14 protein-coding genes are annotated in these 13,361 nt (G+C 50.9%); 4 read left to right on the top strand and 10 right to left on the bottom strand.

Annotated features, from left to right (window positions below; all coding sequences use genetic code 11):
- Window positions 1-15: 15 nt before the first annotated feature.
- The gene (locus tag HMY34_RS12415; protein WP_202715799.1) at window positions 16-420 is read left to right on the top strand and encodes an SCP-2 sterol transfer family protein; all 405 of its coding nucleotides are present in this window, start codon (window positions 16-18) and stop codon (window positions 418-420) included.
- 85 nt (window positions 421-505) lie between these two features.
- The gene (locus tag HMY34_RS12410; protein ID WP_202715798.1) at window positions 506-1,129 is read left to right on the top strand and encodes a DUF302 domain-containing protein; all 624 of its coding nucleotides are present in this window, start codon (window positions 506-508) and stop codon (window positions 1,127-1,129) included.
- A gap of 82 nt (window positions 1,130-1,211) precedes the next feature.
- Here HMY34_RS12410 and HMY34_RS12405 read toward each other — a convergent pair whose 3' ends face one another.
- A complete protein-coding gene (locus HMY34_RS12405; RefSeq protein WP_202715797.1) occupies window positions 1,212-1,661 on the bottom strand; it encodes a hypothetical protein in 450 nt (149 codons plus the stop codon).
- Window positions 1,662-1,967: 306 nt separating this feature from the next.
- Between HMY34_RS12405 and HMY34_RS12400 the strand changes: the two genes are divergently transcribed.
- Together HMY34_RS12400 and HMY34_RS12395 are read left to right on the top strand one after the other, a co-directional pair.
- Window positions 1,968-3,161 carry an ammonium transporter gene (locus HMY34_RS12400; RefSeq protein WP_202715796.1) on the top strand — a complete coding sequence of 398 codons (1,194 nt, stop codon included), beginning with the start codon at window positions 1,968-1,970 and terminating at the stop codon, window positions 3,159-3,161.
- A 40-nt stretch (window positions 3,162-3,201) separates the two neighbouring features.
- The gene (locus HMY34_RS12395; protein WP_202715795.1) at window positions 3,202-3,576 is read left to right on the top strand and encodes a PGPGW domain-containing protein; all 375 of its coding nucleotides are present in this window, start codon (window positions 3,202-3,204) and stop codon (window positions 3,574-3,576) included.
- Here HMY34_RS12395 and HMY34_RS12390 read toward each other — a convergent pair.
- The 9 genes from HMY34_RS12390 to HMY34_RS12350 all read right to left on the bottom strand — a co-directional run bounded on the left by HMY34_RS12390 (window position 3,573) and on the right by HMY34_RS12350 (window position 13,350).
- Window positions 3,573-7,427: a DUF3683 domain-containing protein gene (locus tag HMY34_RS12390; protein WP_202719192.1), complete on the bottom strand. Its 3,855-nt coding sequence runs from the start codon at window positions 7,425-7,427 to the stop codon at window positions 3,573-3,575. The two genes, HMY34_RS12395 and HMY34_RS12390, sit on opposite strands and share 4 nt — an antisense overlap.
- Before the next feature lie 97 nt (window positions 7,428-7,524).
- Window positions 7,525-8,103 carry a Uma2 family endonuclease gene (locus tag HMY34_RS12385; protein WP_202715794.1) on the bottom strand — a complete coding sequence of 193 codons (579 nt, stop codon included), beginning with the start codon at window positions 8,101-8,103 and terminating at the stop codon, window positions 7,525-7,527.
- A gap of 30 nt (window positions 8,104-8,133) precedes the next feature.
- Window positions 8,134-8,628: a hypothetical protein gene (locus tag HMY34_RS12380; RefSeq protein ID WP_202715793.1), complete on the bottom strand. Its 495-nt coding sequence runs from the start codon at window positions 8,626-8,628 to the stop codon at window positions 8,134-8,136.
- A gap of 70 nt (window positions 8,629-8,698) precedes the next feature.
- The gene (locus HMY34_RS12375; RefSeq protein ID WP_202715792.1) at window positions 8,699-9,709 is read right to left on the bottom strand and encodes a porin; all 1,011 of its coding nucleotides are present in this window, start codon (window positions 9,707-9,709) and stop codon (window positions 8,699-8,701) included.
- A 309-nt stretch (window positions 9,710-10,018) separates the two neighbouring features.
- Entirely contained in the window at window positions 10,019-10,411 is a 393-nt protein-coding gene (gene rpsI, locus HMY34_RS12370) for a 30S ribosomal protein S9 (protein WP_202715791.1), read from the bottom strand.
- 17 nt (window positions 10,412-10,428) lie between these two features.
- Window positions 10,429-10,857, bottom strand: coding sequence for a 50S ribosomal protein L13 (gene rplM / locus HMY34_RS12365; protein ID WP_202719191.1), 429 nt, complete (start codon window positions 10,855-10,857; stop codon window positions 10,429-10,431).
- A gap of 306 nt (window positions 10,858-11,163) precedes the next feature.
- The gene (locus HMY34_RS12360) at window positions 11,164-12,246 is read right to left on the bottom strand and encodes a glycosyltransferase family 2 protein (RefSeq protein WP_202715790.1); all 1,083 of its coding nucleotides are present in this window, start codon (window positions 12,244-12,246) and stop codon (window positions 11,164-11,166) included.
- Between the two features lie 16 nt (window positions 12,247-12,262).
- A complete protein-coding gene (locus HMY34_RS12355) occupies window positions 12,263-13,168 on the bottom strand; it encodes a glycosyltransferase family 2 protein (RefSeq protein ID WP_228287844.1) in 906 nt (301 codons plus the stop codon).
- A complete protein-coding gene (locus tag HMY34_RS12350) occupies window positions 13,168-13,350 on the bottom strand; it encodes a hypothetical protein (RefSeq protein ID WP_202715789.1) in 183 nt (60 codons plus the stop codon). The genes HMY34_RS12355 and HMY34_RS12350 overlap by 1 nt, the downstream gene beginning before the upstream one ends.
- Window positions 13,351-13,361 lie beyond the last annotated feature (11 nt).

The following is a 13,361-nucleotide window of genomic DNA, read 5'->3' as shown; positions in this document are numbered from 1 at the left end:
ACTAGGAGAGGAACCATGCCACAACTTTTTTCTGCCGACTGGATGAACGAACTCAAGGATCTCTGGAACGGCGATCCTGATGTTAAAGACAAGCTTGCCGCCATTGGGTTCAATTCCACCATCGCGTGTGGCTTGAAAGGCGAAGCCAAGCCCATCGGGGTTTTCGTGGTCGAAAACGGCGAGTGTGTTCGCGCGGGCGATTACAACGGCGAAACCTTGGATTGGGACATGCGTGCAGATCGCAAAGATTGGATGAAATGGACCAAAGAACCCATGGGCATGGTCGGTTTGGGAACGGCTTACACGTTTGGTAAGCTGAAATTCCTGTCAGGTGATTACGGCTCAATGCTCAAAAATCCTGCGATGGCAGGGCCATTCGTGAAATCTTTCGCACTGATGGCGAAGATTGACACGCAATAATTAAAACATTCGCCGTTTAGGGAATAAAACCCCCAGGGAAGTCATCATGCAATGGCTTCCCTCGATATTTACGCTAGGAGATTTCATGAACTTTATTCGCAATATTCTCGCCATTATTGGCTTGGTCGCCATTGTTGGCGGCGCATTCGCTTACACCAAATTTGCCCCGATGATGGCGCAAATGGGTGATATGGACATTGGCGCTGAAAAAGCCGCGCTCGACAGTTTCGACCCGAAGGCCAAAGATGTTTACATGGAAATGTGGACTAAGCTGAAAGCCAGCGGCAATTCGGCGGATGCTACCGTGGTTAAATATTCATTGGCTGACGGCGTTACTTGGCAAGATGCTGAAGAATCCATGAAATCCATTGCTAACAAGCTCAATATTAAAGCCGTTGGTGAATTGCCATTATCCGAGCAAGTGCAGCTTGAAACCGGCAAGGAACAACGCTTCCTGAAAATCTACCAGTTCTGTAACCCGCAAACGGCAATGAAAATGGTGGATTTCAGCGATGCATTCTCGGCTTACCTGCCGTGCCGCATTGCGATGATCGAAGACAAAGAAGGCAAATATCACCTGTATTCCCTGAATATGGACATGATGATTTACGGCGGCAAAACCCTGCCACCAGAGCTTCATGCCGAAGCGCTTGGGGTACAAGAAATCATGACCGCGATTATGAAAGGCGGCGCGGAAGGCGATTTCTAATTCGCTACACGCATTGAATGTTCCATCAGTTTTCACGGGTGCAAAGGTAGAGACGCAAAATTTTGCGTCTCTACGGTGGGGATTAATTGGGAGTGGGGGTCGTGATGGTTTCTTCCTCCGTCGGTCCAAAGATTACACCCAGCGTCACCAACACGATACTGGCGTACCACATCCAAAAGCCCATGCCCAAATCAACGATTTGCATATTGGCTTTTTGCCCCGGAATTTCGGTAAACCAGAACGCTTGACCGGCTAATAACACCCCTAACACCACCACGACCATCGCCCGATTCGGGTAGCGCGACATCAGTAACACCCCCAACAATTCCAGCAAATTGGCATACCATGCAAACTGGAATAGCCCAAACCCCAACCACCCTGTCGCGGCAACCCAATAGCCCATTACCACGCCATGATTGGTGTAAAACGTCACTTGGGTAAATGACATTACCCACAATAAGCCGCCTAAAAACAAGCTCAAGCCGGGTAATGACAATAAATCGAATCTGATGATGCGCGACACTGTGTTCATCCTGAGTTTCCAAACGTATCCATACACCGTAATCATATACGCAAACCGGTCAGTGACAAGCCTATTGAGCAAAGGCTATACGTCACATCTCTTGCGTGCATTCATGCTATTTTGGTGCAGATAATGCACTAAAGAAATGCAATAAAATCACAATGCACAATAACTGTGATTATTTAGCACTCCAAAGCAATCTCCAGCAAAAAAACTGCACCAACTTCACTCATTTTGTGCAGCACACCCTAGTCATTGATTATCAAGCGGTTATGATGGCAACTCTTTTGGCTCTTCAGGTGTGAGAGGTTAGGTATGGAGCAACTGGTTTCCGCATTAAATACCCTGTTCGTGTTAATGGGTGCTGTCATGGTACTGGCAATGCACGCGGGCTTCGCTTTTTTAGAAGTCGGCACAGTCCGTCACAAAAACCAAGTGAATGCACTGGTAAAAATCATTGTGGATTTTGCCGTGTCCACAATAGCGTATTTTTTCATTGGCTATTACGTCGCCTATCAAGTCGGTTTCTTTGACAGCGCCAGCATTTTGGCGGAAAAGAACGGCTATGATTTGGTGAAATTCTTCTTCCTCCTCACCTTTGCGGCAGCCATTCCCGCCATTATTTCCGGCGGCATTGCAGAACGCGCCCGCTTTTACCCGCAATTGATTGCCACTTTTATTATCGTGGCGCTGATTTATCCCTTCTTTGAAGGCATGATTTGGAACAATTTGTACGGGGTGCAAGCGTGGATCACCGGCTTATTCGGCGTTGCTTTTCATGACTTTGCGGGTTCCGTCGTCGTTCATGCGATGGGCGGCTGGATTGCATTGGGCGCCGTGATCTTATTAGGGCATCGGCACGGGCGTTACACCAAAGACGGCAAACCCATGTCGGCACATCCACCTTCCAGCATTCCATTTTTAGCGATTGGCGCATGGATTCTGACCGTCGGCTGGTTTGGCTTTAACGTTATGTCTGCTCAAAAAGTGGAAGGTCTCAGCGGTTTGGTGGCGATTAACTCCTTAATGGCGATGGTCGGCGGCATTATTGCAGCGTTAATTGCAGGCAAAAATGACCCTGGTTTCGTCCACAACGGCCCCTTAGCCGGTTTGGTTGCGGTGTGTGCAGGCTCGGACTTAATGCATCCTTTAGGCGCATTAGTGGTCGGAGCGGTGGCAGGGGCATTGTTCGTGTGGACATTCACCTTGGCGCAAAACAAACTGAAAATCGACGACGTATTGGGCGTATGGCCATTGCACGGGTTGTGTGGCGCATGGGGCGGCATTGCGGCGGGCATCTTTGGGTTAGAAGCACTCGGCGGCGTGGGTGGTGTCAGCTTCGGGGCGCAAGTTGTCGGTACGTTGATCGGTATTGCGATTGCCACCGCTGGCGGCTTTGTGGTGTATGGCATCCTCAAAGCCACAATGGGCATTCGCTTGTCACAAGAAGAAGAGTACAACGGCGCTGATTTGAGTATTCACAAAATCAAGGCTAACCCGGATAACTAACGTATAATCAACCCCATCGTCCATGACCTTGGGGTTTTTATTGGAAACGTTGTTTATCTGGCTCGGTGCAATTTCTGCCATTACGTTTGTATTGTCGCTGCTGCTCTTGCCGTGGTTTGTTGCACGGATTCCCTGCGACTATTTCACCCGCCCGCGTGACCCGCATCGCTGGCAGGTGTTGTTGCAACCCCGCGCTATCGTCCGCAATTTGCTCGGTTTACCCGTGCTATTAGCCGGGATTGCCATGCTGGTGTTACCGGGGCAAGGCTTGCTCACCATTATGATTGGCTTGGGGATTATGAATTTTCCCGGCAAATTTGAGCTGGAAAAATGGATCGTCACCCGCAAAGGGGTGTTGCAGGCATTGAATTGGATACGGCGGAAGGCAAAGCATCCGCCGATCTCCGCGCCTTAAAGCAACACTTTCTCTATCCCGCCATGCGTCGCCTTGCCGACAAACCCTTGCTGCCAATCATTGCCCAGCAAGTAATTCGCCATTTCCACCACGATGTAATCGGTTTCCATGCCGGTATCATCCGCGTAACGCGACAACCCTTGCTGACAAGCCGGGCAGGACGTGAGGATTTTCACCTTACCCTCCTGCGCCATGTCACTGCCGGTCAGCTCTTTGATACCTGCTTTGAGGCTTTCGGCTTTGCGGAAACGTAACTGGCTGGCAATATCCGGGCGGCTAATCGCAAACGTCCCCGCTTCCCCGCAGCAACGTTCGCTCAAGACCACGTTAGAACCCGTTAATTCCTGCGTGACTTTCAACGGGTTAACCTGCTTCATCGGTGTGTGGCAAGGGTCGTGGTATACGTATTGGATACCGCTAACCCCATTCATTTTCACACCCTTTTCCAACAAATATTCGTGAATATCGAGCAAGCGGCAACCGGGGAAAATCTTGTCAAACTCGTATTTGAGCAACTGATCCATGCACGTCCCGCACGATACCAGCACGGTTTTAATGTCGAGGTAGCTCAAGGCATTCGCCACGCGGTGGAACAAAACGCGATTTTCGGTGGAAATTTGTGTCCCCTTTTTCAAATCGCCGCCCGCGTTTTGCGGGTAGCCACAGCACAAATACCCCGGTGGCAATACCGTGGTCGCGCCGGTTTCGTACAGCATCGCCATCGTTGCCAAGCCCACCTGACTGAACAAACGTTCCGAGCCGCAACCGGGGAAATAGAACACCGCATCGCCACGTTTATCCGCTGTTTTCACCGGATCACGCAAGATCGGAATCACGCTATCGTCTTCCAAACCCAGCATCGCACGGGTAGTTTTCGCGGGCAGTCCTTTCGGTAACGGCTTTTTAATGAACTGAATCACCTGTTCTTTGATCGCCGGTTTACCCAAGGTTGAGGCCGGACGTTTATCAGCGCCTAACAAATTCGCCGCTTTCGCCAAGGAATACGCGAAACGCTGCGCTTTGTAACCGAACTTGATCATCCCGGTACGCATAATATTGATTTGCGTCGGGTCTTTCAGATTCAGGAATTGCATCGACGCCCACGTCACCGGACTGGTCTTTTTCTTGCCACGTTCGCGCAAAATACTGCGCATCCGCACACTGACTTCGCCGAAGTCGATATTCACCGGACAAGGGTTGAAACACTTGTGGCACACCGTGCAATGGTCAGCGACATCGTTCATTTCATCGAAATGCCGAATCGAAACGCCACGGCGCGTTTGCTCTTCGTACAAAAACGCCTCAATCATCAAGCCCGTTGCCAGAATTTTATTGCGCGGCGAATACAACAAATTGGCACGCGGAATGTGCGTATTGCACACCGGCTTGCACTTACCGCAGCGTAAACAATCCTTAATGTCGTTGTTGAGCGCACCTAACTCATTGTGTTCCAACAACAAAGCCTCGCGCTCGACCAAGCGTAACGACGGCGTGTAAGCATTCTGCAAGCCCGACCCCGGCAGCAATTTACCTTTGTTGAAATGCCCTTGTGGGTCAACGTCTTGCTTATACGCGGCAAACTCGTTGATTTCACGCGCATCCAAATACTGGAATTTGGTAATGCCGATGCCGTGTTCGCCAGAAATCACCCCATCCAATTCCCGCGCCAGCACCATAATCGCATCCACCATGCGCTCAGCTTCGTGCAACATGCCGTAATCGTTGGAATTCACCGGAATATTGGTGTGCACATTTCCATCGCCCGCGTGCATGTGCAGCGCCACGAACAAACGGCTGGTGCGAATCTTGCGGTGGATTTTTTCCATCGCCTGCATCAACGGCTCTAATTCACGCCCGGCAAACATTTCCTGCAACGGTCGAATAATTTCCTTGCGGTAAGAGATGCGCAAATCGCGCCGCAACAACAAATCAATCACCCGATCGTGCGGACGTTGCGCAGCTTTCGCGGTATCATCCAGCAAATCCTGATGCGCGGCGGCCGGTGCATCGAAATGCGCGAGAATTTGTTCCCAACGCACTTTGCGTTGCTGAAGGTAATCCACTGCGTGTGTCAGCTTGTTTGCCCAAATGGAACTGCGTTCAGCACTGGCTTCGTAATCCGCCACGGCCCGCAATTCCGGCAAATCGCCAGCCAAATGTTCCAGCAAGCCGTCAATCATGCGCAACTTATTTTGCATCGACTGGCGGATATTGAGGGTTTCGATGCCTTCGGTGTAACGCGCCAAATTGTGCAGCGGAATCACCACGTCTTCGTTGATTTTAAAAGCATTGGTGTGCGCCGCAATCGCCGCCGTGCGCGAACGGTCTGCCCAAAACTGACGACGCGCTTCCGGGCTAATCGCGATGAAACCTTCGGCATTCCGCGCATTCGCCAAACGCACCACTTCGGCAGCCGACTCGGCAACAGCCTTTTCGTCATCGCTCACAATGTCGGCAATCAACACCATTTTTGGCAACATGCCGCGAGCGCCTTTCGGGGTATATTTCACCGCTTTGACGTAGCGTTCGTCGAGATGCTCCAAGCCGGAAAGCAGCACGTCATTGCGCCCGTCGAGGTAATTTTTCACCTCCACAATCGCGGGGACGGCTTCGTGCAAATCCGTGCCGTAGAATTCCAGACAGACGGTACGAATTTGGTCGGGCATCCGGTGCAAAATGAATTCGCCGGAGGTGATTAAACCGTCACAACCTTCTTTCTGAATACCGGGCAAACCGCCAAGGAATTTATTGGTGACATCCTTGCCCAGCCCTTCTTTGCGGAAATAGCGCCCTTCAAAGGTGAGAATTTCCGGCTCACCTTTGCGGGTTTTGCCATCGGCGAGGAAGCGTTGCACCGAGAATTGCACGGTTTGCTGATCGTGGATTTTGCCGAGATTGTGATTCAGGCGCGTGACTTCCAGCCAATCCGCATCCGGCGTGACCATGCGCCAAGAGAGCAGATTGTCGAGACTGGTTCCCCACAAGACCGCTTTTTTGCCACCGGCATTCATGGCGATATTGCCGCCAATGGTAGAAGCATCTTGTGACGTCGGGTCAACCGCAAACACCAAACCGTGCTTGCCTGCCAAATCCGACACGCGACGGGTAATGACCCCTGCCCCCGTGCGCACGACCGCCACGGTTTTATCCACACCCGGCAAATCGTTGCGGTATTGCACTTCACTGAGGGATTCGAGCTTTTCGGTATTGATCACCGCGCTACGCGCATCCAACGGCACTGCACCGCCGGTATAACCCGTGCCACCCCCTCGCGGAATCACGGTCAACCCCAGCTCAATGCATTCGCCAACCAACGCCGCCATTTCTTCTTCGGTATCCGGTGTCAGTACCACAAAGGGCAATTCTACCCGCCAGTCGGTCGCATCGGTGACGTGAGACACCCGTGCCAAGCCGTCAAACTGAATATTGTCTTTACGGGTAATTTTTTGCAGGCGCTTGCGGGTTTTTTCGCGCAAATCGTATTCCGCCCGGAACATTTCCGCAAACTGTGCCAAGGCACTGCGGGCAATCTGCATCAATTCCAGCGTTAAAGCATTACCGTTGGCACGTTCTTCAATCTTTTCCACACGCCCATTGAGGGTGTCAAACAGCGATTGCCGCCGCTTCTGGTTTTCCAGCAAATCATCGTGGATGTAAGGATTGCGCTGCACCACCCACATATCACCGAGGATTTCCAGCAACATGTGCGACGAAATGCCGGTTTCACGCTTTTCACGCAATGCCTGCAAAATCTCCCACGCGCGTGCGCCCAACAAGCGTTGCACGATTTCTTTGTCGGAGAATGAAGTGTAGTTGTACGGAATTTCCCGAATCGGGTGGGTAGCTGTCATGGCGTTCACGAATGCTCTGCTGCAAAGAGGCGTAGTGTACCGCGCTGCACCATTGAAAAAAACCTGTTATAACGGAAGGTCATTCAGCAACAGCCTATTAACGCTCAGGGACATCCATATCAGCGTAGACATCACGCAATTGCAAACCACACTGTAAGGATGAGCAATCAATCAACAGGATTTCATTTTCCTCAAGAATACCGCTTTCCCACTCGCCATTCGCATTGCGTTGAAAATATTCCACTTTACGCACATCCGGTGCAGCAATCAGGTAATAGCGCAAGGATGGAATTGCCAGATAATGACGCAGCTTTTCGCGGTAATCGACCGTCTTGGTACTGGGTGAAGTCACCTCAACCAGCAAACAGGGATTGCGCTTATGGTAAGGGTCATCACCCTTGCCCTCACAGGTCAACATCACATCGGGATAATAGTAAAACTGCCCTGCATTCACCTCAAGACGCATATCGCTCATAAACACACGGCAGGACTGTTGACCGCGCAAAATATTACGCAAATAACTACCAATATTCAGCGTCACTAAATTATGGTTTTCACTCGCGCCCGACATAGCGTAAATATAACCATCCACAAATTCGCTTTTAAAACCTGCTGTTTGTTCCAGTGCCAAATATTCAGCGGCGGTATAGGTAACTGGCTGTTTTAATGCACCCATGAGTACTCTCCTCTGCGATCTATTGCTTCATCATACCCACAAGCGCTTGCCTTGGGCAATCTGTGCCATGACCTCGCGCTGGAAGTCTGGCGGGCCATAAGCAATCGCTTGTTGATCTTTTTGAAACTTGCCATTCACAATTTCTTGTTCCAAATAGACCAAGGGGCGACCGTGTTGCTCGGCAAACTGTTTCAGCCAATTCAAGGCTCGCGGGGGAATGCGTTTGCCAACAGGAATCGCCACATCGACCGGCACGCCGCGCCATTGGAATTTGTTGAACAGCACCATGACTTTAGCTTCATTGGGTTTCATCCAATCCGGCAGCGGGCTGTTGGGGATAATCCAACCGCAGTTGAAATTGTCACAAGGGTCAATCGGGCGATTGGCGTAATCGTTGCAACCTTTGCCGGTACTGTGCGGGCAAGGGCAACCGGGGTAGACATCCGCCCCCTTGATATTCATTTGTACCCAGCCGTCGCAACAGGCGGTACAGGGCTGGCATTGACGGTTTATAGCGTGTTTCATAGCGCTTAATTATAACGCGAAAAGGCTCCCGAAGGAGCCTTTTCTTTAACTGTCAACTAAACCCGAAGGATTAGAATTCAGTAACAACACCCAGTACAGTTGCAGTGGTCTTAGTAGCGCCTGCTTCAACTTTAGCTGTGTTTTTGTTCTCAGTGCCGAGAATGTATACGCTGGTTTTCTTACCCAAACCGTAATCAAAACCGATAGCAGTCATTTCTTCCTTGCCGTTGGAGCCTGCCGCAGCGCCAGAACGCTCGCTCTGAGCAACCGCCGCTTTGAAGGAAACTGCACCCATCTTAGCAACGCCAGACAACATCATAGCTTCGTCTTCTACAGCAGTAGCACCTGAGCTATTTTCCATAACGAAGTTGACAGCATGACCAGCTTCAGCTTTGTAACCCAAACCTAAGTTCACATGCTCAGCAGCAGAAACACCTGCGCCAGCAACTGAACCACCATCAACATCGGTATAACCCAAACCAGCATAGAAAGGACCAGTGCTGTAGTTAGCCATTACGCTGTTAGCTTCAGAAGTACCATCAAAACCAGCACCAGTAGAAGTTGCAGCAGCAAAACCTACAGGACCAAACTTGTTGATATAAGCTACGACGTTGTTGATACGGTGAGCATCGGCATTAATGATGTTTGCCATATCAGCATAGGTATCCGCAAACACATCCAAACCAGCAGTAGCCAATTTAGCTGGTGTGTCATGACGACCTAAACGAACCTCACCGAAACCACCTTTCAAACCAACGAAAGTATTACGAGCACTCAAAGGAGCACCAGTAGTACCAGCAGTACCTACGTTACCGCCAGCAGCAGCGCCGCCGCCGTTATCACCATCTATATCCAAGCCGTATTCCAGGCCGTAAGTAGCGCTCATGCCATCGTTCAGTTCGGTAGAACCTTTGATACCAAAGCGTGAAGAGTGGCTTTCAACAGCAGTAGTTTTAGTGCCAGCAGCATCTTTAACTTCGCCTGCGGAAGCGTGCAGTTTGCCGTACAGAGTAGTTTCAGCCATTGCAGCGGCTGGGGCGATCAGTGCAGTAGCAACTGCGATTGCGAGAATGTTTTTCATGAGTCGACTCCTATTAAGAAGGTTTGTCCTGTCTTTAAAATTTAATCTTCGATTTGTTCAATCTGACGGAAGTATTTATACATCCCTTGCCAGCGTCTTGCAACAGCTTTTTTGCAAATACGCTACAAAGTTTACTGTAGATGTTGCAAAAATGCCACATGATTTGCTAATCAAAGCATCACTTCACCGACAAACGGTAGCTATTAAAATTTCAACACGTTAGACGCAACAAAGCCACAGGCAGTGATGCGCTGTGGCTTTGTTGATACACGCATTAACGCTTTCAGAAAAACTGAAAACCCAACCGCATTAACGCTTAGAGAACTGTGTCGCGCGACGTGCTTTGTGCAAGCCGACTTTCTTACGTTCAACTTTACGTGCATCACGAGTCAAGAAGCCTTCAGACTTCAGTTCGCCGCGCAGGGTTTCGTCGTATTGCAGCAACGCACGCGCAATGCCAAGGCGGATAGCGCCGGATTGACCGGTGATACCACCACCCGCAACCGTGACATTGATGTCGAATTTCTCAGCCATGTTAACGGTGTACAGCGGTTGACGCACGACCATGCTGGCCGTTTGGCGACCGAAAAAGTCACCCAATGCTTTACCGTTAACCGTGATCGTACCGCTACCTGCACGCATAAACACGCGAGCCGATGAAGATTTGCGACGACCCGTGCCGTAATATTGTGTTTCAGCCATTTCTCATTCCTGCCCGATCAAAAGTCCAGCGCTTGTGGCTGCTGTGCTTGGTGGTTATGTTCTGTGCCAGCGTAAATTTTCATCTTACGGTACATGGCGCGACCCAATGGATTTTTTGGCAACATGCCTTTGACAGCGAGTTCAATGACTCGACCCGGTGCACGCTGTTGCATTTTTTCAAAGGTGAAAGCACGCATATTACCGATATAGCCGGTATGGTGATAGTAAGTTTTGTCTTTGGCTTTGTTACCAGTGATACCAACTTTGTCAGCATTGATAATAACGATATAGTCGCCAGTATCAACGTGCGGGGTATATTCTGGCTTGTGCTTGCCACGCAAACGCCGGGCAACTTCGGAGGCCAAACGGCCTAGCGCCTTGCCTTCGGCATCAACGACGAACCAATCGCGTTTTACCTCAGCTGGCTTTGCACTGAATGTTTTCATCTTGCTCAATCCACTTCTTAAATCTGTTTTGCCGATCCGCCCCAAACCTTGAGAAGGTGGGGGAACGAAGAAACGCGGCATTCTAGGGGAAATGCTGGAAATTCTCAAGTGTTTAGCACTTAACTCTCGACAAAAAAATGCCTCACACCAAGGGAGAGGCAACAATAAAGAGACAAGCACATGAAAAAACCAGCGACCAAAACTACCGTATTCAAAATAAAAAAACGCGGCCCGTGTGAGCCGCGCAATTACCACCAAAGGAGGATGGAGGAGTGTTAAATCGGTAATGAACAATATATGAATATACTAATATTCAAGCTGTTCTCTGTCAAGATTCTGTAACAAACTTTTTGCTGTTTTATCACACTTTTTGTGCTTAAGCGCACCCAAAGAGGGCGTATGCAAGACGCCCCTACCCATTCCTACCCGTAGGGGCGTCTTGCATACGCCCTCTTCTCTCCTCCAATACGCACGTTGCACGCTAATCATCCGGCAAATACTGGCGGGTAATTGCTGGTAACGCTGCCCCAAACGGAAACCCATCAATTTCACGAAGGTCTGCAACGCCGCCAGCGGCAATAACCCTTTCTGACGCACATATAAATACTGAATCAGCGAACGCACATACGTACCCGCCTCACGATCGGGCGCACCCACCGCTTGCATCAAGGGCTGTTCCGACGCATGGAAAACTCCCACGTCAAAATAACGCCGGAAAATCTGCACCAACGAATAACGGTGCGAATGTTCCACGGTACTTTCCGCCGAATACACCGTTTTCCACCCCGCCAGCAACAACCGCGCCGCCACATAACTGTCTTCACTCACAATAATGTGTTCGGGAAAGCCACCGATACTGCGCAACGCACTCGCCCGATACACTGCGTATACATCCGAGGCAAACGCCGCCCGATACCCCAAAGTTTTAAAACTTTCCCGGTCACGCACCGAAGACGTAGCGGGGTAAGTGAAGCCACGCGCATGACGTTCTAAATGATCCGCATCCGCACGCGGTAAATGCCGCCCGTACACCATGCCCACATGGCTATCGTCAGCGGCGTGCTTGAGCAATTGTTCCAGCGAATCCGCTTGTTTGAGGATGGCGTCTTGCGTCAAATACACCAGAAATTCCGCATCAGGGCACAATTCCGTCGCCAACTGGCGCGTGCCACCGTGACTAAAGTCGCGCGGATGAATCCGCTGCACTTCCAAACCTGCTGCCGCAGCCAGTTCAGCCGTGTGGTCTTCTGAGAGTGAATCAATCACCAAATAACGCCCGGCCTGCACGGTTTGGTGCTGAAGCGCCTTAATCCATTCCGGCCACAAACGCCCCGCATTGCGAGTTAACACGATCACTGCCACATCAGGGCGCTGAATTATTGTTGTCATGGTATCTCCCCTGTTGTTATGCAAATAGCAGCAGCGCCACATTATTCAATACACCCGGTTTGAACAGCCGATGGTGTAAAATGTGTTGCCGCCGTTTCCAACCGTGCAAATAGCGTAGCCCCGCCACTGCCGTCACCAATTTGAAATCCTCGGCATTCAGCCGCTCGCCAAAACGGTGCAAGAACACTTCCGCTTGCTGACTCCAACCATCCACCCGTGCACTTAAGCCATTGACAGTGGCAGGTTCCGCCCCGATCGCATTCTCATCATGCTGGCGATACAGCAATAAAGGGTGCGGCAATGCCTGTATTTGCCCAAACCACGCACACACCAACGCCAACCAGCGATCATGCTCCAGCGCATACAATGGCACTGGAAACGCCAACTCTGCTGCGGCGCGATTAAATGCCGTGGCGCACCCTGTCACTACATTGTTCAGCAAATACGCCTGCTTGCGCTGCGCCACCTCAAAATCGCGGTAATCCCAAAACGATACCGCTTGTATGGCGCGTGCCTCATCCACCACCACCAAATCCGAATGCACCAACAGCGGCGTTGCCTCACCGTACTGCCCTTCCAAACGCCGCAACGCGGTGTATTGCAGTTCCACTTTTTCGGGAAACCACACATCATCCTGATCACAAAACATCAGACACGGCGCGGTGCTGGCTTCCACCAAACGGCTAAAACTCAGCTTGCACCCCAAATGACTGCCATCCAGCAACAAACCCGCCAACTTATCGGGGTGTGCTGCTTGCCATTTCAATAAAATGCGCAACGTTTGGTCGGTCGAGCCATCATCCCGAACCAGCAATTGCCAATCTTGAAACGTCTGTTTTTCCAGCGAAGCCAATAACTCCGGCAGCCAACGCTCACCGTTCCAGGTGGACAGTAAAATCTGTACCCGTGCGTTATCCATCATCACACCGACTCAAGCCACCCGCGCCACCATTTAGCAGCCGCCCGATCCAGCACTGCCAAACGCAAGCGCGTGCCATACCAAATCAGCATGGCTTTAATCCCCGGACTAAAACAGCGCCCCCGCCCCGATGAAAACCGAAACGCCAACGCATACGCGAACAATTTCAATGGACTCACGACCATAACAGCCCCTT

The sequence above is a fragment of the Thiothrix subterranea genome (genome assembly GCF_016772315.1).
Classification (GTDB): domain Bacteria; phylum Pseudomonadota; class Gammaproteobacteria; order Thiotrichales; family Thiotrichaceae; genus Thiothrix; species Thiothrix subterranea.
Note: the sequence above shows the minus strand (reverse complement) of the source record. Positions and strands in the feature narration are given on the sequence as shown.